Source organism: Sedimenticola thiotaurini (genome assembly GCF_001007875.1).
Classification (GTDB): domain Bacteria; phylum Pseudomonadota; class Gammaproteobacteria; order Chromatiales; family Chromatiaceae; genus Sedimenticola; species Sedimenticola thiotaurini.
Window position 1 is genome coordinate 951,341 of record NZ_CP011412.1, and the last position, 25,778, is coordinate 977,118.

At 49.4% G+C, this 25,778-nt stretch carries 20 protein-coding genes; 14 read left to right on the forward strand and 6 right to left on the reverse strand.

Going from position 1 to position 25,778, the window contains the following annotated elements; genetic code table 11:
- Window positions 1–8: 8 nt before the first annotated feature.
- On the forward strand, window positions 9–635 hold the full coding sequence (gene cysC, locus AAY24_RS04215) for an adenylyl-sulfate kinase (RefSeq protein WP_046858632.1): 627 nt from the start codon (window positions 9–11) through the stop codon (window positions 633–635).
- 95 nt (window positions 636–730) lie between these two features.
- Window positions 731–1,879 (forward strand): TIGR03088 family PEP-CTERM/XrtA system glycosyltransferase, encoded by a 1,149-nt coding sequence (locus tag AAY24_RS04220; protein ID WP_335337210.1) that lies wholly within the window; start codon window positions 731–733, stop codon window positions 1,877–1,879.
- Between the two features lie 35 nt (window positions 1,880–1,914).
- On the opposite strand, the gene AAY24_RS04225 is transcribed toward AAY24_RS04220, so the two are convergent.
- The 3 genes from AAY24_RS04225 to AAY24_RS04235 form a co-directional block, all read right to left on the reverse strand.
- A complete protein-coding gene (locus AAY24_RS04225; protein ID WP_046858633.1) occupies window positions 1,915–2,892 on the reverse strand; it encodes a sulfotransferase in 978 nt (325 codons plus the stop codon).
- Window positions 2,893–2,979: 87 nt separating this feature from the next.
- Entirely contained in the window at window positions 2,980–4,197 is a 1,218-nt protein-coding gene (locus AAY24_RS04230; protein ID WP_046858634.1) for a hypothetical protein, read from the reverse strand.
- A 2-nt stretch (window positions 4,198–4,199) separates the two neighbouring features.
- Window positions 4,200–5,777 carry an MBOAT family O-acyltransferase gene (locus AAY24_RS04235; protein WP_046861000.1) on the reverse strand — a complete coding sequence of 526 codons (1,578 nt, stop codon included), beginning with the start codon at window positions 5,775–5,777 and terminating at the stop codon, window positions 4,200–4,202.
- Window positions 5,778–5,947: 170 nt separating this feature from the next.
- On the opposite strand from AAY24_RS04235, the gene AAY24_RS04240 reads away from it, so the two are divergent.
- A complete protein-coding gene (locus AAY24_RS04240; protein WP_046858635.1) occupies window positions 5,948–7,543 on the forward strand; it encodes an acyl-CoA ligase (AMP-forming), exosortase A system-associated in 1,596 nt (531 codons plus the stop codon).
- The gene (locus AAY24_RS04245; RefSeq protein WP_046858636.1) at window positions 7,540–8,772 is read left to right on the forward strand and encodes a pyridoxal-dependent decarboxylase, exosortase A system-associated; all 1,233 of its coding nucleotides are present in this window, start codon (window positions 7,540–7,542) and stop codon (window positions 8,770–8,772) included. The genes AAY24_RS04240 and AAY24_RS04245 overlap by 4 nt, the downstream gene beginning before the upstream one ends.
- Window positions 8,773–8,819: 47 nt before the next feature.
- Here the strand turns inward: AAY24_RS04245 and AAY24_RS04250 are convergent, their stop codons facing one another.
- From AAY24_RS04250 to AAY24_RS04260, 3 genes are all read right to left on the reverse strand, one after another.
- Window positions 8,820–11,126, reverse strand: coding sequence for a tRNA wybutosine-synthesizing protein 4 beta-propeller domain-containing protein (locus tag AAY24_RS04250; RefSeq protein ID WP_046858637.1), 2,307 nt, complete (start codon window positions 11,124–11,126; stop codon window positions 8,820–8,822).
- Between the two features lie 343 nt (window positions 11,127–11,469).
- Window positions 11,470–13,182 carry a hydrolase 1, exosortase A system-associated gene (locus AAY24_RS19375; RefSeq protein WP_234422275.1) on the reverse strand — a complete coding sequence of 571 codons (1,713 nt, stop codon included), beginning with the start codon at window positions 13,180–13,182 and terminating at the stop codon, window positions 11,470–11,472.
- Window positions 13,183–13,196: 14 nt separating this feature from the next.
- Complete coding sequence (locus tag AAY24_RS04260) at window positions 13,197–13,448, reverse strand: acyl carrier protein (protein WP_046858638.1); 252 nt, start codon at window positions 13,446–13,448, stop codon at window positions 13,197–13,199.
- 211 nt (window positions 13,449–13,659) lie between these two features.
- Here AAY24_RS04260 and AAY24_RS04265 point away from each other — a divergent pair, with 211 nt between their 5' ends.
- From AAY24_RS04265 to AAY24_RS04305, 10 genes are all read left to right on the forward strand, one after another.
- Window positions 13,660–14,880, forward strand: a complete 1,221-nt coding sequence (locus AAY24_RS04265) for an aminotransferase class I/II-fold pyridoxal phosphate-dependent enzyme (RefSeq protein WP_082117025.1) — start codon at window positions 13,660–13,662, stop codon at window positions 14,878–14,880.
- Between the two features lie 52 nt (window positions 14,881–14,932).
- Window positions 14,933–15,904, forward strand: coding sequence for a GNAT family N-acetyltransferase (locus tag AAY24_RS04270; RefSeq protein ID WP_046858639.1), 972 nt, complete (start codon window positions 14,933–14,935; stop codon window positions 15,902–15,904).
- 20 nt (window positions 15,905–15,924) lie between these two features.
- On the forward strand, window positions 15,925–16,257 hold the full coding sequence (locus tag AAY24_RS04275) for a hypothetical protein (RefSeq protein WP_046858640.1): 333 nt from the start codon (window positions 15,925–15,927) through the stop codon (window positions 16,255–16,257).
- A gap of 125 nt (window positions 16,258–16,382) precedes the next feature.
- Entirely contained in the window at window positions 16,383–17,639 is a 1,257-nt protein-coding gene (locus tag AAY24_RS19115) for a hypothetical protein (RefSeq protein ID WP_199930490.1), read from the forward strand.
- A gap of 41 nt (window positions 17,640–17,680) precedes the next feature.
- Window positions 17,681–18,973 carry a 3-deoxy-D-manno-octulosonic acid transferase gene (locus tag AAY24_RS04280; RefSeq protein WP_052761052.1) on the forward strand — a complete coding sequence of 431 codons (1,293 nt, stop codon included), beginning with the start codon at window positions 17,681–17,683 and terminating at the stop codon, window positions 18,971–18,973.
- A gap of 40 nt (window positions 18,974–19,013) precedes the next feature.
- A complete protein-coding gene (locus tag AAY24_RS04285) occupies window positions 19,014–20,261 on the forward strand; it encodes a glycosyltransferase (protein WP_046858641.1) in 1,248 nt (415 codons plus the stop codon).
- A gap of 48 nt (window positions 20,262–20,309) precedes the next feature.
- Entirely contained in the window at window positions 20,310–21,356 is a 1,047-nt protein-coding gene (locus AAY24_RS04290) for a polysaccharide pyruvyl transferase family protein (RefSeq protein ID WP_082117026.1), read from the forward strand.
- 307 nt (window positions 21,357–21,663) lie between these two features.
- The gene (locus AAY24_RS04295) at window positions 21,664–23,118 is read left to right on the forward strand and encodes a lipopolysaccharide biosynthesis protein (RefSeq protein ID WP_082117027.1); all 1,455 of its coding nucleotides are present in this window, start codon (window positions 21,664–21,666) and stop codon (window positions 23,116–23,118) included.
- Between the two features lie 62 nt (window positions 23,119–23,180).
- Entirely contained in the window at window positions 23,181–23,882 is a 702-nt protein-coding gene (locus AAY24_RS04300; protein ID WP_052761054.1) for a tetratricopeptide repeat protein, read from the forward strand.
- Window positions 23,882–25,732: an asparagine synthetase B family protein gene (locus tag AAY24_RS04305; RefSeq protein WP_199930491.1), complete on the forward strand. Its 1,851-nt coding sequence runs from the start codon at window positions 23,882–23,884 to the stop codon at window positions 25,730–25,732. Before AAY24_RS04300 ends, AAY24_RS04305 begins: the two co-directional genes overlap by 1 nt.
- Window positions 25,733–25,778 lie beyond the last annotated feature (46 nt).

Here is a 25,778-nt window from a genome sequence, read left to right on the forward strand (position 1 = left end):
AGCATCTGATGGATAACAACGTAGTCTGGCACCGACCCACCGTCACCCGTGACAGGCGAGCTCAGAACAATGGCCATAAAAGCGTCATTCTTTGGTTTACCGGTCTATCCGGGGCAGGAAAATCGACCATCGCCCATGCCCTGGAAGAGAGTCTCTACCAGCTCGGCGCAAAGACCTATGTGCTCGATGGTGACAACGTCAGACATGGCCTGTGCGGCGATCTGGGTTTCTCCGATAAGGATCGGAATGAAAATATACGACGCATCGGTGAAGTCTCAAAGCTTTTCATCGATGCCGGGGTCATCGCCCTATGTGCCTTTATTTCCCCATTTCGCGCCGATCGGCAGCGGGCGCGTGAACTGGTCGATGAAGGGGATTTTATTGAGATCCATGTGAAGTGTCCGCTGGAAGTGTGTGAGACACGCGACCCGAAAGGCCTCTACCAGAAAGCCCGGGCGGGCTTGATCAAGGGGTATACCGGTATATCGTCACCTTACGAGGAGCCGGAAAATCCCGAGATCGTCCTGGATACCAGCGTACAAAACATCAATGAATGCGTAGAACAGATTATTGATTATCTGACAAAAAAAGAGATTGTGGTCCCCGGTAATCGGAATAAATCGGTGAATGGATAAATCGATAGTGCCTGTTCACATCCATGGATCTGGTAACGGCATCACCCGCTTAAACCACTGCAGACAGCATTAATTATTTAGATTAACAGGGCCTTATGACATCGCCCCCGCCCCTTATCGCACACGTTATCCACCACCTCTGGATTGGTGGTCTGGAAAATGGCCTGATCAACCTGATCAATCGTATACCGGAACAGCGTTATCGGCACGCCATCATCTGCATGGATGATTTTTCAGACTTCCGGGACCGGCTGCAAAGGGATGATGTGCCGGTGATTGCCATGCATAAAAAACCGGGACGGGATCCAGCAACAAAGTGGCGCCTGTTCAAACTGTTCAGAGATTTAAAACCGACCATTCTCCACTCCCGCAACCTATCCGGACTGGATGCCCTGTTGCCCGCCTATCTGGCCGGTATCAAACACCGGGTTCATGGTGAACACGGCCGGGATATGGATGATCTGGATGGCAGCAACAAAAAACTGCAACTTTTGCGCCGCCTGCACCGTCCCCTGATAAACCGTTATATACCACTCTCACAAGATCTCGAGCGATACCTGACGGAAAAAATCGGCATCCATAGCTCCCGCATCAGCCAGATCTACAACGGCGTGGATACGGATAGATTCAAACCAGTACAGGGAGAGAAGCCGGACCTGCCGGTCGGCGGAAGTTTCACGCCAGCAGGCGCCATAGTCATCGGTACTGTTGGGCGCTTTCAATCGGTAAAGGATCAGATGAATCTGGCCGAAGGGTTTATCCTGCTGCTGAACAAGAATCCGGACCTGAAAAGCATCGCGCGGCTGGTGATGATCGGTGACGGCCCGCTGCGTGAACCGGTTCTGGGGAGATTGGCAGATGCGGGTTATGCGGACCTGGTCTGGGCACCCGGCGCACGGGATGATGTCAACGAGCTGCTTCCAGCGATTGATCTGTTTGTTCTCCCCTCTCTGGCGGAAGGAATATCTAACACCCTGCTGGAGGCCATGTCATGCGGATTACCCGTCATAGCCACGGCAGTGGGCGGAAACCCGGAACTGGTGGTGGACGGGGTAACAGGCACCCTGATACCACCCGCGGACAGCCCTGCTCTGGCCGACGCGCTGGCGCTTTATCTGCGTAATCCGGCACTCCTGGAATCCCATGGGGCAGCAGCGCGGCAACGGGTCGAGGAGAAATTCAGCATCAAAGCTATGGTGGAGCGATACATGGGGGTTTACGACGACCTGCTGATGAGACCATAAACCGGCAGCAACTCTACACTGCTAACATTACGATCTTACCTATTGGCGATGGATTGTTTGGCCGCCTGATACTTTTCCATTACAAAACGGCCGATTTCGGATTGCCCGATAATGCCCACAATTTTTTCAGCAGTGTCAGAATCAATCGTGGTCTCCCACTTATCGATATTGGCGAGTGGATTCTTCATGACCGAAAAGTAGCCCGACTCCCCATCCGTCCTGGAAAGCGTTGCAATAAACTGTTGCATCTGGCTATCAAAAGGGACTCCCATGAACTGACAAAGCGCCTCAACCCGGTCAGGCATGTTTACACACAGATCCTCGTATGAAATAAGCATATAGTTCGGGCTGTCCGAGAGTTCCCGGAAACTCTTGTCATTTTGTACCATCCAGATATAAGCGCTCTGCTCTTCAAACGTGGCGGTTGATATCGTCTCGATATCGATTGAAAAATTCCGCGCATTGGACATTTTAGATACCGAGTTTATGAACAGATCCTGCCCCATTTTATTCTGTTCGATACCCCGCAGTTGGGAGGCAATAATCGCGCCGGGATGCCTTACAATATGGATAAATTTCATCTCGGGCAGAGCCTGTGCGAACATCGGCACCCTGCCCAGGGAGTTGACGGATTTTATTACAGTTGTGTAATTGTTATCCTTGGCTAAATCGGGAATCGGCAAATTCAGACCGGCTTTCTCCGCAAGGGTGGCTGCAGGAATAAGAAATCGACGCAACAGCGTGCCGGAGGGTTTTCGAAACCTTTTCTCAAACCAGGGTTTTTTTCCATTTACAAAAGCAGACCGATCATTGCGTAGTTGCTCCAGGTAACGGCGGGAAGCGTCTGCATACTCCTGATACTGCTCTGCTTCAGGAAGGAAGGGAATATCACTATTGGGTGAAGTCTTATCGGGCTCATGTCGATAGATAACCGAGCGGGAAGAGTCGATCAGTTTGGCCAGTAGTGTGGTGCCAGACCGGCCCGATCCATATGCAAAAATTATTCGATCCATTATCGTATTTACTTCCCTGGTTTAAACAGACAGATTACAAACTGAATGATCCAAGTACCTGTTGATACGGGACTGCCGACCAAACTCTCATTTGACCTTGGTGGATATGTTACCAATTTTCAGCCGTTCAATCTTGAGTACGCTATCAATATTATTCGAATTCAACTTCACCCCCACCGGTGTTTCCAGGTTTTTTTGACACCATCCCGGCACCATGCTGGCCAGCATCAGACTGCCCACATTCTGCTTATAATGGGCCGGCTCCCAAAACCACTTCAGTTCATCCGCTGCTGTAGCTGAGGCAGGAGCGGGCTCCGAGTTATACGGGGTAATGATAGAGAAGTCCCATAGTGGAGCATGATGTTGATCCGCAATCGCCAGCAATCGCAATTTCCACTGCTCGAACTGTTCCCATAACCCTTTGCTATGGATAGCCCGAAGGTACTCCACATGATAGGGATTAATAAAGAGATAAACCTGGGTTTTCTGTTTATCAACGCTATTCAACAGATACGCCAGACTCCTGAACTGCTTTGAACTGTTCCCGGCCTCCCCAAGAACAGATTGTCCCGGCCTTGAAAATCGCCTCTCAATCTCCCCCATCTTCTGCTGAAACAGGACCTGCTGCCCTTCATTCCGAATAATCGGTACATAATCTTTTGCCGGATTGAAACCGTTCTCCAAACGGTTGGAACTGTATTGATTACCCTGCTGCAGGATCGTCATCAAGGAATCGGAGGTGGTATCCAGCGAGATCAGCGTCTCCAGGTAGGTTTTCAGGGTATTGACACGGTAATGCCGATTCTCCTCACCGGCGGCAGTAACCACCAAGTTGGATTCATAGGTCTGCTGTGCTGGTGGCCATTGTCCCGGTTCCGGAGCCTTGTGTCGGGTTGAAAGAAAGTCAGAAAAATCGACTCCCCAGAGAATCAGGCGGACATCACTGTTGTAAATTGCATGCTGTATCGACCGCGCCTGCCGATAGACACCTACTCCAGGCAGGCCAAGATTGTAGACCGGCCTGAAACTATCCGGCCAACAGGCATGTGCCGGATCCATACCCATCTCCGGTCTTGAGTTTCCGGCAATAAGGGTTTTCGGTTGGTAGCGTCTCACTTGATAGGGTTTGCTTAAACGCAGATGGGTTGCCGCAGCAGGTTTTATTTTTGACAACCCTTCAACGCGGCTGGTTCCGAACAGCCCGTAGGGATCGATAAGATAGTTCAGGCCCCCAAAAGCCAGTATGAGCAGCAGAAACACAATGGAGAAACGCTTCAGATAACTGGAATGGGTTTTATTAATCATGTTCAAAACTGAAAATAGAGAAACTCTGAAACGGAGGTAAGGGCCAGCACACCCAGTGCCGCAATCAGTGCAGTCATGACTGCCCAGGCTCCGCTAGGACTCCACTTGAAGGGCAGCAGGGTTCTGATGGAATGGGCCGCCGATTCCGGATGGTGGTAAGGAGCCAAGGCCGGTTCGAAGCGGGACATGATCTGCTGAGTATTGGGAAACAGTATCGCCGCCAGCATCAACAGGACGACCCAGCCCCAGGTCAAGATAAACTGGGTACCACCACCCAGGTAGGCTCCGATTCCCCAGGACTGCAATTGCTGACCTATGCCACCCAGTCTGGCCATAATGGCGTTGGGTAGTTCAACACCGTTTAATCCAGCCATCCCTTCCAGAATGGTGATTGCTGAAGAGAAACTGGTCGCCCTGAAGAACACCCAGCCAACAACGACCGCCACAAAAGTAAGCAGCCACGCAGCCAGTTTGCCAACCGGGGAGCCGGGTCGACTATCACCGAATATCAACGCCCTACCCCGATGCCAGGCATGGTTCACTATCAGATAGAAACCGTGCAGCGCCCCCCAGGCGACAAAAGTCCAGCCAGCCCCATGCCACAGACCACCCAGCAGCATTGTGAGAAAAAGATTTCTGTACCGATTGAACGGCCCCCGTTTGTTCCCGCCCAACGGTATATAGAGATAGTCTCGAAGAAAACGGGACAGGGTCATGTGCCAGCGTCGCCAGAATTCCACAATACTGGTCGCTTTGTAGGGCGAGTGAAAATTCAATGGCAACTTGATACCAAACATCCTTGCCGCACCGATGGCCATATCGGAGTAGCCAGAGAAATCGAAGTAGAGTTGCATGGTATACGCCAACGCACCGCCCCAGGCGACCAGCAGGGATAACTCCCCCCCGCCTTCAGCAGCGGAAAATACTGGGCTGGCGTAGAGTGCCGCGTTATCCGCCAGCACACTCTTTTTGAATAAACCGATAGCAAATATGGTTATCCCGATGGAGATATTCTCTGCAATCTTTCTGGACGAGGGACCATTCAGGAATTGGGGCAACATCTCCTTGTGATGGACAATGGGTCCCGCGATCAACTGGGGGAAAAAGGTTACAAACAGGGCATAGTGGATAAATCGATATTCCCGGGTAATCCCACGATAGGCATCCACCAGATAGGCTATCTGCTGGAAGGTAAAGAATGAGATGGCGAGCGGCAGGATGATGGACTCCAGATTAAAATCGGTACCCGCTATCGCATTGATGTTCTGGACAAAAAAACCGGCGTACTTGTAGTAGCCCAGGGTCACCAGGTTAAGCGTGACCCCCAATCCCAGAATCCAGCGACGTTGGGGAGTAGAGTAAGCCTGTGCTGCTCCCAGCAACCTGCCGAACAGGTAGTTGAACAGCATTGAGGCGACAATCAACCCCAGATAGGCCGGGTTCCACCAGCCGTAAAAGAACAGAGAGGCGGCCACCAGCCAAAGTATTGAATACTCCTGATCTCTCCTGGATAAAATCAGGAATACCGCCAGTGTCAGCGGTAAAAACAGAAAAATAAACTGGTGGGAATTAAAAAGCACCTTTTCTTCCGTGATCAAATTTTTGAGAGGGTAGCATACCTGGAAAACCACCCTATAGTGCCGACAACTATTATTGTCCCAGCCAAGACATTACAATATCCCCCCAATATAGAGCAATGTGATCAAATCCATCAGAATACCGTTCAGCACAAAGGGTAAAAGAGACCGGGATGTCAGTACTACTTCATCAGTTGATCGACACCGCTGCCGAAAATTCGCCGGAGCGGATAGCGTTGGTTCACAAAAAAGCGGAATTCAGTTACGCCTCACTCCAAGCACAGGTCCGCGATGTCGCATTTGGGCTCCTGTCACTGGATCTGGCACCCTCTGAACGGGTAGCAGTTTATCTACCGAAACAACCGGAAACCGTCTTCGCTCTGTTCGGAGCCGCCCAGGCCGGTGGTGTATTCGTACCCATCAATCCCCTGCTGAAACCGCAACAGGTAGCCTACATTCTCAAGGACTGCAATGTCCGTGTACTGATTACGTCCGTAGACCGCCTGAACCAGTTAGCCGAGGTCCTGCCAGATTGTCACGATCTGCGCAGCATCGTGGTAACGGGGAACCCGGAAAGCAAGCGTCCATCCATCAAGGCGCTGAATATCGTGCACTGGAAGGAGGCATTTCCTCCGCTGGACGGAGAACAGCCCCCGGTTCATCGCCGTATCGACACCGATATGGCGGCCATACTTTACACCTCGGGGAGCACCGGTAATCCGAAGGGGGTGGTACTGTCCCACCGCAACATGGTGGCGGGTGCCGAGAGCGTCGCCGAGTATCTGACCAACCAACCCGAAGACCGTCTGCTGGCGGTTCTGCCCTTCAGCTTTGACTATGGCTTCAGCCAGATGACCACCGCCTTCAGTGTCGGTGCCTCAGTAGTACTGATGGACTACCTGTTGCCTCGCGACGTGATCCGGGCCGTGGAGCGCTACGGAATCACCGGGCTGGCAGCAGTACCACCGCTATGGAACCAACTGGCCCAGTTGGAGTGGCCGGAAGCTGCAGTGAAATCACTGCGCTATATCACCAATTCCGGCGGCGCCATGCCCAGGGCAACCACCGAAAAACTGCGGCAATCACTGCCGGACACTGAGATCTACCTGATGTACGGGTTGACCGAAGCGTTCCGCTCCACCTACCTGCCCCCGGACCAGGTCGATGTACGCCCGGAATCGATGGGCAAGGCGATCCCCAATGCGGAGATCCTGGTAGTCCGGGAAGATGGCTCCGAATGTGCTCCGGGGGAACCGGGCGAACTGGTCCACCGGGGTGCGCTGGTTGCCATGGGCTACTGGAATGATCCGGAGAAGACCGCCGAGCGTTTCAAGCCCTGCCCAGTCCAGTTGAGCGAGATACCGCTGACTGAAATCGCCGTCTGGTCCGGTGATCAGGTCAAAAAAGACGAGGAAGGTTATCTCTATTTCATCAGCCGTAAAGATGAGATGATCAAAACCTCCGGTTACCGGGTCAGCCCGACCGAAGTGGAAGAGGTGATCTACGGCTCAAAGCTGGTCAGTGAGGCGGCAGCACTGGGCATACCCCATCCTGCACTGGGCGAAGCGATCCTGCTACTGGTTACCGGTGTTGGGAGTGAAACTGAAGAGACCATTCTTCAACAATGTCGTAAGGCATTACCCAATTTCATGGTGCCACAGGCCGTAGTGATTCGGGAAAGCCTGCCGAGAAACCAGAATGGTAAAATCGACAGAAAATCCCTTGCCCAACAGTATCGTGAGCTGTTCCAGGAGAGCGCATCAAAATGAAGCCTACCCCCAGACACGAAAAAATGACGCAATATCCGGTGGTGGATAATGAACTTCAGATAGGTGGCATCCCCCTGACCAGGCTCGCTGCACGGGTAGGCCAGACCCCCTTCTACGCCTATGACCGACGACTCATCACAGAGAGGATCTCTGCACTTAGGGAAACACTTCCCGCTGCCATTCATCTGCACTACGCCATCAAAGCCAACTCCATGCCGGCGGTCGTGCAACATCTGTCCGGCCTGACCGATGGCCTGGATGTGGCCTCTCTGGGAGAGATGAAGACCGCACTGGACACGGGAGTCAATCCGGAAAATATCAGCTTTGCGGGGCCAGGCAAAACAGACAAGGAGTTAACAGCGGCAGTCGCTGCGGGTGTCATCATCAATATGGAATCAGCCGGTGAGATGGAGCGTATTGCCAACATCGGTAACACCCTGTCTATTCGCCCGCGAGTATCTGTGCGGGTCAATCCGGACTTTGAGCTCAAGACCTCCGGTATGAAAATGAGCGGCGGCCCGAAGCCCTTCGGTATTGATGCCGAACAGGTGCCCGGGGTACTGAAAAGGATCGGACAACTGGAACTGAATTTCAGGGGTTTCCATATCTTCAGCGGATCGCAGAACCTGCGTCCCGAAGCACTGATCGAGGCGCAAACCAACACCTTTGAGCTGGCCTGTCGCCTGGCCGATGCTGCTCCTTCCCCCATCCAATGGCTGAATATTGGCGGCGGTTTCGGCATCCCCTATTTTCCGGGAGAAAAAACACTCGATCTGACTCCGGTAGCAGACAACCTGAATACCCTGCTGGATAAGTACAGGCCAAAACTTCCACAGGCGGAGATTGTCATTGAACTGGGCCGCTATCTGGTTGGAGAGGCCGGCATCTATGTCAGCAAGGTAGTGGACAAAAAGATCTCCCGGGAAGAGACCTTTGTGGTTACCGATGGTGGGCTGCATCACCACCTGGCCGCCTCAGGAAACTTCGGCCAGGTGATTCGCAAGAATTACCCGGTCTGCGTGGGTAATCGGGTTGTATCGGATAAAATGGAAACAGTGAATGTCGTCGGGCCACTCTGCACACCGCTGGATATCCTGGCCAACAAAATGGAGCTTCCGGTGATGGAAACGGGCGACCTGGTGGTGATTTTTCAATCGGGTGCCTATGGATTACGTGCCAGTCCACAGGATTTTCTCAGCCACCCCGCACCGATAGAGGTACTGGTGTAGAAGATAGACCGGCCAGGCAATTGCCAATCCATCCTGAACCGGAGCCATTATCTGGAAGGCCTGTCCGGTAGCTGATTGGGCCCCAACCCAGCCGCTTTTCGACTGCTATAAAACCGGTTCCCATCCGACAGATCCGGCACATGGTCTTCCCCATCAAACTGGAATCGACCGGTCGATTCCACAATCCGGTTTCCGGTCACCACTATTTTTTCAATCGGTGCCCGCCAGGTAAAAAACCGGTTAAAACCATAATTAAAGGCGGGCTCATCTTTTGATTCGTCCCGGTCAAAGATAATCCAGTTATTAGTGATGGAGACATTGGAAGGCCTCACGCTACCACCGCAGTTTTTCGCTTCGGTACCCACACTGATCAGGTCGATATTGTCCGTCATTTCACCCTGCTGAAGAACGCTTTCGTGTACCGACAGATGCCCCCCGCAGGGAAAGTCAATCAGGCGCGAGTGGCGACCATCCAGTCCGGCAATCACTGAATTGACGATCTCTGTCTCCGCCGCACGGCTCTTGAACAGGTGCCCCTTGCCGAAAGAGCGTCTGACTATGGAGTTTTTCATCACCACCTTGTCGATATCACCGGCGTAAAAACCGTGTCCCAGGGTTCGTGATCGGTCATTAAGACCACTGTTCTGTATCAGGACGTTATTGAGTTCAATAACACCACCCCTGTTATCTGTAATTATCCCGATCACGGTGTTGTTAATCGTGGAATTTTCTACCGTGAGATTAAACTTTTTACCCTCTGCCTTGATACCGGCACAATTTCCACCCAGGCAGTCAGCAGCTATTCCATCGGCGTTGAGATTCACTATTTTGACCTGGCATCCGTTACAGGAGACGTTTACAATCCCTTTTCGTTTGGCGACGCCACGGATAGAGACACCCTTCAAATCCACTGTCATGGATCTGTTGATAAAAAGTCCCTGACCATAAATACCTGCCGGTACTTTCAGCACGCCGCCAGTCACGGTTTTTTTAACCAGCTCACCAAGATTGTGGGGGGCATAGTTAACCGGCTTCATATGTTTCGGGTGCTTGTATATCCACACACCGGTCACGTGGGATGATATACCCGCATACAGATCATAATTTTTCAGGTAAACCCACTTGCCATAGACCCGCGCATCGCCCTGCTGGGGCCCCTGTTTCATCCAATTATAGTGTCGCCAACCGGGGATTTCGGCATCGGGGTTGAACATAAATATATTCCAGCGACCATCCCATGAGACCAGTTCACCGTCCCGGTTTATTGCTATGGATTTGCCATGGGGAATAATCTGCTTATAGGTATTTATGAGTCGGCCGGTAGAGGCATCAAACTGCAACAGCGATTTCCTCTGAATGGACCAGATCTGATTACGTTTCTCATCATAAGCTTTAAGTCCATCCCCCCAGTCCGCCTGCCCGGTCAAAGATTTAGCGCTGTTAATATCGCCGTTCAGCGGATCGTAGACGACGGTTCTGTTCTTTGAGCCAAACAGGATGCTGCCATCCTTCAATTCAGCAGATACCGGGTAACTCTGATGTACATTCTTCTGTTTCAGTTGCTCATAACTAAACACTTTTCGCCATGTCAGCGGTGCAAGTCCGTGCCGCTCGTCGGTTTCCGACGGATTGAATTCGTACCAACCAAATCCGACTCTTCTGCTACCACGGACCAATGGATCATTTTCATACTTGTTTTCTTTATCCTCTAAACATGATCCATTAGCCGCACCATAGGTATAGAGAAACATGGTTCTGGTTTTTTTACTGAATATCAGCCCATCATAGGTATGGGAGCTGCCGGGTACCTTATCGGGATCGGGCATCCAGCAAAGCCGCCGCCAGGGCTTGTTCTTTCTCGCTTTGGCATCGAGCAGGACATAGAGTTGATTCAAAGGAGATGGGTCGGTCAATCGTTTCCATTTACCCTGTTTCAGATCGAACCGGTAAACTTCATTGCCACCATAATCCGCATGCCCTCCCCCAAAAAAATAGAGATACAGATTCTCTTCATCAAAAGCCGCACTGTTCCAGGCAGTCAGTATCGACTTCCCACCAGTTCTCATGCGGATTCTTTTATCCAGTTTTTCGGGCCACACAGAAGAGATTGATGGGTGTTTGTCATTAACCCTGATCTCGCACCAACCACCGGACTGTTTTTTCAGTTTCTCTGCACAATCATCCAGATTTTTGCCCCTGATCGGTGCAGGCAGATTCAGTTCCGCTGCGGTTACCAGTTGTGACACCGCTAATAGAGAACAGATGAGCAGAACGGGAAGGCCGTGACTGACAATTTTCCCCAAAACACTGCTGAACTTCAGTCCATCCTTTCTGCCAAACACAGTTTTTCCCATAACACACTCCATGTAATTACCGATTGTCCAAACCACTATCTGACAACACAGTCTGGAATTCGCTGATATTGATGCTTGGATGAGATCACCCGACATTTTTCGAGTTCGAGGTTTCATGCCACCTGAAAAAACGGTGATTCAGATCATAACGAAATTTGCCGGCATCCATGCCTGGGCGATTGAGTCCGGTCGACCACCACACCTGAGTTCAGACAGTTTAACAGCGTGCAACCAATCACTAAGCCTAGCATAGATATGTTGACCGGGTTGGTGCAGTGATACTGAGATGGCAGTGTGTTCTACGCCCTGATAGCACACTCGTTACTCGGTGTTGATCCGCAATTCACCACTCATCCAACCAGGATATGGTTCGCCCGATGGTCAGATCCAACCACTCATGGCGGGAAAAGGTGTGATCTGAAGCATCCAGATCAAACCGCTTAAATCGTGACTGACCCAGTAATCGCCGGAATCCCCGCGATGCCTTGGTTGCATCCTTAAACTCTGCCGCAGTGAGATCATTCCCGCTCAGGATAAGCAGGACCTGGCCATTGAAATCCCCCAGGGAGTTTTCCAGCCGGACTGCCAAACCGGGAGCAGAGGATACTGGAACGCTGTTCTCCTGTTCCGCACCTGCCGCCGCCTTCACATTGCTCTGGAGCGAACTGACCGATTTGGCAATATTCAACTCACCGCGTAACACTTTTTTCCAGAATCCCAAGGAGAGGATGCGCTTGATATAGTAGTGTTTCAAAAACGCCTTTGCCTCCCCTTCCTCGCTTCTGACCCAGGGATTTGCCAGCGCTAAACCTTTCACCCTGGGATCACCGGGTGCATAAAAAGCGGCCGCGGTAGCCGCATCACATAATCCCCAGATAACCACTTCTTCCACATTTGGCAGATGGTCCTGCAGACTATCTACAGCCGCCCGGATGTCATCCTGGATATTATCAAAACCGGTATAATCGCCTTCGCTATCACCCATACCCCGGTAATCGAAACGCAAAACAGGGTACCCGGAGTCCGCCACCGCTCTTGCCAGCAACACAAACTCCCGGTGGCTACCGGCCCGATACTGGGGACCACCCACTACCACCAGCAAGGCGCGCCTGCGTTTTGATGAGGGATTGTGCAGAACGGCAACCAGGCGTGAACCGGCGCATTCGAAGGTCAGTGGTGTTTCAACATCGCTGACAGTTTCCCAGTCGACAGACAACTGGCTATCCGCAGTCTCATCAACGTCCTGGGACAACAGAGTCGTTGTACGGTCAATAAGTTGGGTTGCAATGGCGAGCTCCTGGGTGGTCCAGAAAGGTTCTCCAGCAACAGCTTCCGCATGCACCGAGCAGCCGGCCTCCTGCCAGCTGGAGACGAGCTTTTTTGATTGCAGGTTTAGCGGCTTCCCTTCTGCTGACACCACTTCCAGCCAATGAACAGGGGTCTTAGTCAGCAGATCAACCGGCATGTCCTGCAGTGTAACCGCCGACAGTTGTGTATAGAGCGCTGGAGAAAGGCCATATCCCGCCACTTCCAGAATCTCCCCAGTGGACAGGATCTGCTTCAGCTCGGTCATACTCTCGCCATTCGCTGCCATCATCCCGGCCGCCAACCGAAGCCTGAGAAACTGGGTCATCGCCTGGTTTCCATTGATTACCGGCTGCCAGAGCAGTAATCGATTGACCAGTTCCGGTGCCTCCTTCAGCACATCCACAGCAAGCAAGGCACCCACTCGTAATCCCCACAGAGTAATATCGGTTGCACCCAGCTTTTTGAGTTGTTGCAACAGGAACTGAACATCCTGTTTCCAGCACGACCAGTCCGCATCGCTGAAATCACCTTCGCTCTCCCCTGTGCCGAACAGGTCCGCTACCAGAACGCCATAGCCTTGCAGGGCCAGTTGCCTGGCCTGCCAACTGACCATGTGACGCGACTTGTTCATCTCCTCAGCCAAGGCGGGCAGGTGCAGTACCCAACGATTCGGCAGATGATCCCCCGGCGGCAAGTACCTGATGCTAAACAACCGGCCTGTCGGTCCCTGAAGAAACTCCGGATACATCAGTAATTGTTCCTTCAACTGGAAACCTTTTCTGCGACAAATTGATGAAGTGAACCAACGGTCTCGAAAATTTCCGCACTGACTTCATCATCATCCACGACGATGCCGTAGTTATCCTCAATAGCGGTAATCAGGGAGACCACGGCCATGGAGTCAAACTCGGGCACACTTCCCAGCAACTGGGTTGCACTGTCAAAACTATCAATACTGTCCCCGATCTGCAGGACCGATCCGATTATCTCCTTGATATCTTCAATAGCTACCATCGGAATTCTCCATTTTTTATATATAATTCAGTTAGTTAATTACCACTTCACCAAGCCGCATCTTAAACCCGTAGTGGCCGGACAGGCATTTTACAATCGTTCTGCACCTATCTCTATCACAGTGGGTCGATTTGCAGGTAATTATATGATTCAACTATACTCATCAGATCATTCACCCGAATAAAAACTCCCACTCAAAGCAACCCCCGACATGGATGTAGAACGTAATCCTGGCATTACCCCGACGGCGACCGAAACAACAACTACGCTTATTCCCGGATCCGTTCCCCTTTCTCTGGGTTCTTTCCTGGGAGGGCGCAGCGGAAGTCACAACATCCTGGACACCGAAAAGATTGTCTATTTGACCAGTGGACGAATGGCAATCGCCCAGGCATTGCGGCTATGTCAGATCTCCGAGGGGGACGAAGTGCTGGTACCCGCTTATCACTGCAGTTCGATGATTGCACCGGTCAAGCACTCTGGCGCGAAAGCCGTTTTTTATCGAATTCACCCGGATATGAGTATTGATCTGGAAGATATTGACAAGAAGCTGAACAGTAATACCAGGCTTCTTCTGGTGGCCCATTATTTTGGTTTTCCGCAACCGATCGATCGCCTGCAGCAGTTTTGCACAGACAAGGGCATCACACTGCTGGAGGATTGTGCACACGCACTGTTCAGCAGGTACCAGGATAGACCTCTCGGCAGCTTCGGTGCCTACGCTGCCGGTAGCCTGATGAAGTTTTTCCCGGTCAATGATGGTGGTTTTCTGACAGCCAACTCCAGCCATCCCATCCAGTTACAGACCGAGTCCGGCGGAAGAGCATTTGAACTGCGCAGTGTGCTCAATACACTGGAAAAGTCCTTCATATACAACCGTCTAAAATTACTTGAGCTACTGCTCTGGATTCCACTTAGATTAAAAAGCCTACTTTGGAAATGGTTAAAATCACGCCAGGGAGAGGGTTATACCGAGAGTGCTCCGGCCGCTTCCGATGGTGGCTTTGATTTTGAACCTCGCTGGATCGACACACGCATATCCTTATTTTCTCTAAAAATAACCCGGTTGGTCTCCACCAACCGCATCATTGAAAAACGCATAAAAAACTACCAGTGGCTCTCCGACGCATTATCCGATCTGCCAGGCTGTCAGAGGCTTTATCCAAAACTACCTGAAGGGGTTGTCCCCTACGTCTTCCCTTTGATCGTGGACCGGGTTGATCCAGCCTTCATTAACTTGCGCATGAGAGGTATTCCCCTGCTCAGGTGGGAGTTTCTGGACGATGAAGTCGATGCAGCTACCTGCGCGAACAGCCACCACTACAGCCGCCATCTGGTACAGATACCCTGCCACCAGGAACTGCGCCAGGGTGAGTTGGAATGGATGGTGGACAATATTCGCCAGGAGTTTTCTGGTAACGATGAACCGTGATTTCGGCCTTTAACGACTATACTCTCCCCTTTCAACAACAAGGAACAGATACATGACTTGGCAACTGCATTCTGCCAGCGAATTCGGGAATTACCGTGAACAGTGGGATGAACTCAATCTTCGGGGCTCAAACAGCCCGGTGCTCAATGCCGCCTTTATCATCCATTCCCTGGAAGAATTGGCCAGTGGCAAAGAGATGTTGGCTGTACATAAGGAAGCAGGCGCTATCGACGCCATGGCGGTTCTGCGCAAATCCAAATTCGGTGTTTGGGATACATTCCAACCATCCCAAGCCCCTCTTGGTGCCTGGATCAATAACTCAGATAACGACCTACAGGATCTTCTGAAGAGTCTTTCATCTGCTCTTCCGGGAATTGTTCTGAAATTGGGCCTGACCCAGCAGGACCCGGCTATTTATCCCCGTCCCGCAGATCAAGGTCCCATATCGACTATGGACTATATTGAAACTGCATCGGTCGACACCACCGGCACTTTTGACGATTATTGGGCCTCCAGGGGAAAAAATCTTCGCCATAACTTGAAACGCCAGAGAAATCGTCTAAAAAAAGAGGGTGTTGAGCCCAGTCTCAAGACAATAAGGGACCCTGAGCAGGTTCGGGCAGCCGTTGAAGCTTACGGTAAGTTGGAAAGTGCTGGCTGGAAAGGACAAGAAGGCACGGCTATCGAGATCAACAACCCACAGGGAAAGTTCTATGTAGCACTTCTGGAGGATTTTTGTAATAAGGAACAGGGGTGCATTTACCAGTATTTCTACAACGATGATCTGGTCGCCAGTGATCTCTGTATCGAACAGGCTGGCGTCCTGGTTATATTAAAAACAACCTATAATGAAAGCATATCGACCAGTTCTCCGGCATTCCTGATGCGACAGGACAGTTTCCAGGAGATATTCGATAGCGAAAGAATCAAGACCATAGAGTTCTATGGCAAGATGATGGAGTGGCACACCAAGTGGAGCCATGACAGCAGGATAATTTATCACCTGAATTTGAAAAAATTCTGAACTCATCCGGCAGGGAGCCCATGTATAGCCTGATTCATCACCCAGATTCAAATATACGCCAAGCCTTCCTGTCCGGATATGAGAAAATCCAGTCCCCGTGCCCGGAATGCCAGAAACAGCATTTAACTGTTCAGGAGACACTGATTGCCTGGGAATCAGCACCGCATATTCCTGTGCACACCCATCAGGATGAAAGTGGTGTACATGTATGGATACTTGGTCATATCGAGGGCCTGGATAAAGAATTAAGTCCGGCTGTATTTCTTCTTGAACGCTACGGGAAAAAGGTTATGAAGGTTGTACTGGCCACTCCGGCTTCTTTGTATTTGTGCTTCACGACAATGATAAGCTGATTGCAGGCACTGACCAACTAGATCTGCTCTCGGTTTACTTCTATCAAACTGATCATTATTTGGTATCGGGAAGTTCGCCGATAACCTCTCAGTTTTTCCTTAATATGAACCCGCGGAGATAAAAAATGATTGTGCACGCTCCTAAAATAAAAAAAGACAAACTATTTACTACGATATCAGTAGATCTTCAATGGGAGAATCACGATCAAAAAAATGACACTGTAATATTTAATATTCCTGCTGACTACGTCGCTGATGAGATATCGATAAACACTGCATTAGCCATCGCCCTTAGTTTGCCGGCACTACACAAAGGCGAAAATCGTTTAAAGCTACCAGTTCCAATAGATCCTGCTACATTAAACGGCATACTATACGTACTGGCTCAACAATCAGGATGGTTTGGTTACAATCATAAAGAGTTCACTATTGAAGCCGATACACATAACTTAGCCGTTACCAAAAAAAGAGCACCCCGTGCAGGAAGCTTTTTTTCAGGCGGGGTTGATTCTTTTTGGACATTAAAGCGCAATCATACTACCTTACCACTTGAGCATCCCCTACGAATTAGGGATATCATTTTTGTCTTTGGTTTTGATATAGGATGGAAAGAAAACCAACCAGGTAACACCAACCTGTATGATGACACGACTGAACTGTTTAAGGATTTCTGTCTTAATAACAACCTAAATGTTATTAATATACGGACCAACATACGCCATATTTTTGATGATTCTAATTTTTGGGCAGCTCGATGGCATGGAATGGTACTATCTTCGATTAGTTACTTATTATCTAACAAGCTCACAGATATTTTTATTCCAGCGACAAACGACCTATGGCATCCGGACGCATGGGGGACATCACCTCTAATCGAACCCTATCTTTCCAACCAAGATATCCACTTATATCATGATGGAGCCGATCATACTCGACTAGATAAAGTAAAATTTATTGCAAGATGGCCAGATGAATTAAAACCGCTTCGCATATGCACGAAAACAGATGATATTCCAGATGGTTTTTTAAACTGTGGAAAGTGTGAGAAGTGCTTACGTACGAAATTAGAGCTTATTGCATCAGGCATTGATCCTGACACTATAGGAAGCTTCTCTGTTCCAGGGATTGATCTTGAAAGACTTCATAAGATCTCCCCATCCACCTTATATTTAGCGAGCGAATATGAGGAACTACTTGATCCATTAAATGCATTAAATAGAACTGATTTAACCATCCCTATAGAAAGCATAATTGAAAAATGGACTAAATGGTCTGATTGGAAAAATGAAAAGACAACTACTGGCCTTCTAAAACAACTGATTAGAAAGTTCCTGAAATCTTGGCCACCTACCCCAAATCCTCAACCCATGAAGATCAAATAAATCCTATGAAATTCTGACCCGCTTTACCAGGAAAATGTCACATGAAGCAATTACTCAATGCGGCAAAATGGATTATATTTGAAATGCTCAATAGTTTTTCCGATAGAATACATCAATACGTCGCCACTCCAAATATTATTGATCCAAAACATCATGTAGAAAAAAAACAGAATATCATATGGATATTCTGCTCTACGATCGGAGAACTGAATGCCTGCTTACCATTTATTAAGTCATTGGAAAAAGACTACCAACTGATATTAATAACTGATCATGATTGCTACGCAGAGAGCTACCAGTACAGTTTTCCACAAGCATACGTTATAGAATTGACAGGCCGCGTATCCGATGCTCGCATCCTGGCAAAGCGATTACCTCCTCGACAGTTCGTGCTATGTGAAATTCCCGCTCTACCGTCTGAAGCGCCCTGTCGCCTTTCTTACGGTCTGCTTCGAGAAGCCCAAAGAGCTGGTGCCCATGTACACCTAGTCAATGCTTGGCTTTATGGCTACAAACCTGCGTGCCGTATGGATAGACTTGAGCTTAGGCTATTTCAGTACGATTTCCTCAATACTTTTAAAACAATAGGCGTACAGAATGAGAATATTAAGTCCTCGCTGATAAAAGCTGGCGCAAAAACAGAACGCATCTATGTAGCGGGTAACATGAAGTTTGATGCGATCAAGGATGTTGAGTCCATCCCCATCGAGAATAGCTCTAGAGAGTTTCTTTCAAATCTAGTGAAAAAGCAGTCCCTCGTTGTTGTCGCTGGTTGTCTAGCTGACATTAATGAATGTTTTGTTCTGTTTGATGCAATCGCTAATATCTGGAATACACGCCCGGACATCCGTTTCATCATTGCACCCCGTCACCCAGAAAACGCTCAGTTCATGCGTGCTTTGACAGATAGGCTTGATCAATCCGGATTGCCTTATAGACTGAAAACAGAACTTGATGGCAGCACACTGGATAAGAATAATATTCTCATCCTGAACACCTTCGGAGAGCTTAAAAGTTTCTATTCCATTGCTAATCTATGCTATGTCGGCTGTAACCATAATGTTCTGGAACCACTCTCGTTAGGCAAATTCACCGTAGTTTCAGGGGAGTGGAACAGACAATACCCCAGTTATCCGGTATACCAGCTGACAAGGGAAAAGGGACTGGTAAAACACGTGGATGGCGTCCAGGAAATTAGTGATATAATACTCAGCCATATATCAACGGACAGATCGGACAGGGAAGAGAAGCACGACATTTTGAGCCAACTCCACTCTCTCTCTGGCGCTGTCCAAAAAACACTGGATGCAACTCAGCTGACTCAGCACTCCTGACCTACCATCTGCATGAAAAATCTATTGCCATAACAAAAACATGACAAAAAAAGTGCTTTTGATCGCCTACCATTTTCCTCCTGTGGCAGTAAGCAGTGGTGTGCATAGGATAGTTTCTCTGGCCAATGCCCTTAAGCAACAGGACTGGGATGTGACCATTTTGAGTGCCAGTGAAAGAACCTACGAGCGAACAGACGCCCGGACACTGGACGAGGTGCAAGCCGGCATTCGGGTTATCCGTGCATTGGCATTCGATACCTCCAGGCAACTCTCTGTGAAGGGTAAGTATTTCCAGTGGATGGCACTGCCCGATAATTTGCAATCCTGGGTTGTCTTCGCTGTCCTCCGAGGTCTGGCCCATATTGCAGCCAATCGACCCAATATCATCATCTCCACCTACCCCATCGCATCTGCCCATCTGATTGCCGCGATTCTCAACCGCTTAACCGGAATCCCATGGGTTGCTGACTTCAGGGATCCCATGGCCCAACCCGGTTATCCCAGTGACCCAATAAAGTGGAAATTTTTTAAATGGATAGAGAAAACAGCAGCAAAACGGGCCGCGCAACTGGTCTTTGCCACCCCCGGGGCACTACAGGAATACCAGCATCGCTATCCTGAAGTGGCCCAGGAGAAGTGGCTGCTGGTCACCAACGGCTACAACGAAAAGCAGTACGCCGAACTGGTTCCCCATCCAAAGAGAGATGGCAAGATAAGAGTGCTCCATTCCGGGCTGGTCTATATCAGCGAACGAAATCCAAGACAACTTTTTGAAGCGATCAGTCGACTCAAAAACGATAATCAGATCACGGGGCAGAATTTCGAACTCACCCTGCGGGCCAGTGGCCATGAAGAGACCTACTCCTCCTGGCTGAATGAGCTGAATATCGAAGACCTGGTTCGATTAGCACCCCCCATACCCTATCGGGAAGCCCTGCAGGAGATGTTCGATGCCGACGGGCTGTTGCTATTGCAGGGTGACGGCTGTAACCAGCAGATACCAGCCAAGGCTTACGAATATCTGCGAGCGCAAAAACCTGTGTTGGCTTTAACGGACAAATCCGGAGATACCGCCAAACTACTGCTGGAATCAGATGTGGCAAATATCGCACCATTGAATGATGCCGATGAAATTTATAAGGCGATTCTCGATTTTATTGAGAAGATCAAACAACCAGAAAATCCAGTGACTGGCGCCCCGAATCTATCCCATATTGAGTGCTATTCAAGGGAGAATATATCAACCAAATGGGTCCGTGATATTAATGACATTTTGGCTAAGTCTTGAACCATCCATCCAATATCCACTATGAGCTTACATTCGTGAGTAAATAATATGCCGAATAATATTTCAATGAATAAGCGTAAGCTGAAAATTATTGTTATTGGGTATTATGGCAAGTTGAATGCCGGGGATGATCTTTTACAACAATCTATCTGCAATATTTTTCAGGATCACGACCTACTCTTTACTTCCTGGTTTCCTGGCACAGACTTCCTCAATATGGCCGATCTTATCGTCGTAGGAGGAGGGAGCATTTGGCCGGGAAATCCTTTCTTTCAAAATGGGGTTAAAATTGCCCAGCAACTAAGGAAACCATTTGTAGTTCTGGGAATATCTGCAAAAACTAGCAATCCCAGTGTTTTAAAACAGACACTGCCGCTAATAGAAAATGCACTCTATTTTCAGGTACGAGATGCTGATACAAAAGAGATCCTTGGGAAGGATAGTCGTATTATTGTAGGACCAGATCTCTATTGGTGGTCTCCCCACCAAGTTCCGGTTAACCACCAAACTCAGTTCAATGGAACCATTGCGCTCAACTTACGATCATGGGAAGAGTTGAATTGGTCACCTGAAGATATACTCAGATCAGTAAACGAGATAGCCCATACTGTATTACCATACCCTTTTTATTTTGGTTCCCTCACGCACGAACATCAAGGCAATCTGCAGGATGTCACGCTCTTGGAATCCATCGGCATTAAAGAAGTACCCAAATCTTTCACTTTAAATAGCCTGGAGAAATCGAGCATCACAATTGCCATGCGTTTTCATGCATTACTCGTCAGCTTGCGCTGTGGCCAACCAATTATCGGTTTTGATTATCATAAAAAGACTCGTTCATTGTTCAATGCTATTGATATGCCAGAGCTTTGCGTACCATTAAATGATTCACATGCGCTGCAAAGTGCAATTCAGCGAGTCACAGACCATTACCCTGAATATAAGGAAAAAACCATCCAAGCAGCGGATCGTTATCTGAACGAGTCAGCAGAGCACCAGCAAACTCTTAACTCTATTGTGAGTTCAATTTCTCCTATAGCAGAACCTTTCACATACAAAGTTAGTAGAATACTAAAACGCTGGATGAAATGGTGATGACTGTCCTATGGTAGCACTCCAAAGCACCATCCCATGGTATTTGTTTATAAACTCTATATATCATTTAATTCCCATCTCGTGTGGCTTAGCTTGTTATATGCTTCATGACTTACCCTTTAGCCTGCCTGTTATTTAGCCACTTATCCATTGTAGTTGCTATAAAACATTAATGACTTTCAGACAACTCAATAGTTATCCAGTAGAGTCACAAACACCATTATTCAACAGAGATTTATTGTAAATAATGGTATGATTCAGCAGATATCAAACTGATCAAACAAAATAATATTTACCTTATAAATCAATGGCTTCTTTACGCAATTCCCTTTTCTGGTCGCTAGGCGAGAAACACCTTGGCCAGATCATCAGGCTAATCAGCGCCATGATCCTGGCTCGTCTCCTGACCCCAAAGGAGATCGGGATATTTTCCCTCTGTGCCGCGCTACTCGCAGTGGCCAGTATTTTTCGCGATTTTGGTGTCAGCGAGTACATCATTCAGGAAAAAAACCTCACTAAGGAAAAACTGAGCGGTGCCTATGCACTGACCACAATGACGGCCTGGCTGATGGCCCTGGGCCTTTTTTTCTCCCGTGATATGTTTGCCAGTTTCTACAACGAACCTGCGCTGATCGATGTACTGAACATTCTCTGTATCAACTTTGTCATTCTCCCCCTCGCATCACCGGGTTTTGCACTATTAAATCGCGAGATGCAGTTCCGTAACATATTCGTTGTTCAATTCAGCAGTACCATTATTCACGCTGTGACCGCAGTCGCCCTGGCATTTTTGGGGTTTAGCTACATGAGCCTGGCCTGGGCTTCACTGACCGGTATTGTGATCCAGACACTGCTGATTATGTACTACCGGCCACGGGACTCTCTGATCCTTCCCAATCCCCTGCAAATAGCCCATGTCTGGCGGTTCGGTATCATGTTCAGTTCCTCTCGTGCGATTGACTCCTTCAACAGAAACGTCCATGAATTTGTCATCGGCAGACAGTTTGGAATGGAGGCTTTGGGTATCTTCAGTCGAGCTCTGGGTTTGATCAACCTGTTCTGGAATAACGTAACCGCGGCGGTAACCAGGGTCGCCTCCCCGGCTTTTGCATCCACCTATCGTGATTCCGAAGAACAGCTGATTATCCTCTACCGCAAAGCGGTGGCTGTATTTACCGTTATCGCCTGGCCTTTTTTCAGCTTTGTCGCTTTGGATTCGGAGCGTATCATACTCCTGCTATTCGGTGATCAGTGGCTGGCCGCTGCCCCGCTTGCTTCCATTCTGGCAATATCAGCACTCATATCGTCCGTATTCTCAATGGCTCCAAACGCACTTATCGCTATGGGCCATGTAAAGCGGAGACTCCAGATAAGCCTCTTGATTGCACCCGTTCATATCATCGGGATAGGGATCGCTTCGCTGTTTACCACCTGGACGGTTGCAGCGGTCTGGATATTCAGTTGGAGCGTGGCGCTAATGCTCTACAACTACCACCTTTCCGTTACGCTTAAATTTACTTATATTGATCTGGTAAAAAGCACGCTGTGCAGTTTCAAGGTAACCCTGATCACCGTCCTCACACTGTTCGCGACGTCACAGCTCCTGGGGATGACGGGGCTTCATGACCTGCTATTGCTGCCACTCGAAGCATGCGCAGCAGCTCTGGCCTGGTTCGTATCTGTCAGGCTCTTGAAGCATCCTGTTCAGGAAGAGATCATGAATGTATATATTCAGTTCAGAAGTGCCAAGGGAGAGGCCTGACAACAGGTTCAGTCCCAGTCAATCCACTGACCGAATAGCATAACAATACGGGGTTTATCGGTATGCAAATGATTAAAAGGATCTATCATCATTTTCAACCAGTGGGTACAGGCTTGGTGCTTCTTATCCTGCTGTGCCTGGCACCGTTGACCCTGCATGCGCAATATGCACCCTGGGTCGGAGATACCCTGGCAGGCGCCCCCTGCGAAGGTAAGAGGGCGTCATACGGACCTTATGATTACAGAGATCCGATGCATAGAGGAGAACACCTGAGACTGGTTGAGGGCGCTCATTTCATGCCACGGGTACGCGCTCTGATTGAGGACCGGCGTGATTCTGCTGTCATCAATGATATAGACTACACGTTGCGGGCATTTCCCAATCATCACGAGGCACTTTATGCAATCGTGCGTTACTGGTTTCTTCCGAAATCATCAAAACGTGTAGAAAATCGACGCATAACTACACCTCCAGAGTGTTATTTCAACCGCGCCATCAATTTCACACCGAATGATGGCACAGTCAGGATGCTGTACGGCCTCTACCTGCACAAATTAAAAAAATACAGCCGGGCACTTGAGCAATACACTTCTGCGGAAAAAATCATACCGGACTCTGCGCAACTGCTTTATAACATGGGCCTGCTCTATTTCGATACAAAGCAGTACGACAAATCTATAGATTACGCAAAGCGAGCATACGCCCTGCAATACCCTTTGCCTGGATTGAGAAACAAACTCCAAAATAAAGGATACTGGAAGTGATGGAAAAGATTCATGGTTCAGGTTCCCTCTATGCATCTGTGTTGGGAGGTGTTTTTGCCACGGATGCCAACCAGGTTGACAGAGAGACACTAACCTCTATATCCCGGGGACTTAACAGTTCCAGGGAACTACTTATTTCAAACAGTGACAGGTGCGGTGCCATCTCCAGTGACAGCCTGTCCGCCATGTCCAATGGAGTAGTCGTCGCGCTAGTCGGTCGGCCACACTGGAACATAAAGGAGTTACAGGATCACGCCTCCCGGGAGGGACACGCCAGCGCCCTCTCAGAAGCTTATGGGAAGTATGGAACTGCATGCATCGACCATATAGAGGGCCCGTTCTCTGCGCTGATCCTGGATCCCAACGATAACCGGGCAATTGCAGTCACGGACCGCCTCGGTCTACAGCCGGTCTACTATGCTGAACTGCGTAATGGTGTTGTCTTTTCCTCGTCTGCCAGTGGCGTGCTCGGCCACCCTGCTGTCGGTAAGGAGTTACGGGAAGATGGTATCTACGATTATGTCTATTTTCACATGGTTCCTAGCCCGGTTTCCATATACAAGCGGATCAAAAAGATTCCGGCTGGTCATCTGGTTGAGCTCTCCGATGGTTGCCTGAACCAGAAAAACTATTGGACACCGCAATTTTTGGAAGACAACCAGGAGGATCTGCCTGCACTTTCCGAAAAACTGAAATACTTGCTGAAAGAGTCGGTTAAAGATGCCACGGACGATTACTCTGTAACCGGTTCATTCTTGAGCGGTGGTCTGGACAGTTCCACAGTCGCCGGCTGCATGTCAGAACTGCACGATAACACTGAAGCCTTTTCTATCGGTTTTTCGGCCGAAGGTTACGACGAGATGGCTTTTGCCCGCATTACGGCAAAACATTTTGGCATTCATCTGAACGAATACTACGTCACACCGGACGATGTTGTTGACGCACTCCCGGTTATCGCCACCAGCTACGATGAACCCTTTGGTAACTCTTCCGCACTACCCGCCTATTTCTGTGCCAAGCTTGCAAAAGATCATGGCATGGCTCGCCTGTTGGGAGGGGACGGCGGTGACGAACTGTTTGCCGGGAATGAGCGCTACGCTAAGCAGGGCGTATTCGAGGCGTATCACAAAATACCTTCTTCATTCAGAAAATATATGCTGGAGCCGGTGATCCGCCACCTGCCTAAGGGTACCACCCTGTTCGATAAAGCCAGAAGTTACATAGACCAGGCAAATACCCCGTTGCCGGACCGGGTGCAGACATACAACTTTCTGCATCAGCACAATCCAGCTGAGATTTTCTCATCTGAATTTCTTACCGCAGTCGATACGGATGCTCCGCTCCGATTACAGCGAGAGACCTACTCACGGCCGTCCAATGCATCCACGCTCAACCGGATGCTCTATTTTGACTGGCAATACACGCTGGCAGACAACGACATCAGAAAAGTCAGCCATATGTGTGCTGTTGCCGGCGTGGAAGTGACCTATCCGATGCTGGATGAGCGCCTGCTACGGTTCTCACTGGAAATCCCCAGCAACCTCAAGCTCAAAGGCAGCAATCTACGCCACTTCTATAAGCTGGCCCTGACTAACTGGCTCCCCCAGGAGACTATCGATAAAAGGAAACAGGGTTTCGGACTCCCCTTTGGAGTATGGATGCAGAACCATAAACCGCTTCAGGAATTGGCCTATAACAGCCTGTTGGAGTTGAAGAAGACCCATGTTTTCAACAACGGTTTCCTCGATCACGCTATCGAGCTACATCGTAAGGGACATGCGGCGTACTATGGCGAACTGATCTGGATTCTGACCGTGCTGCAACTCTGGATGGAAAAACACTCCAGATAAACTGCCAAGGCTTCATCGGTCTATTGCACCCTGATCCCATTAATAC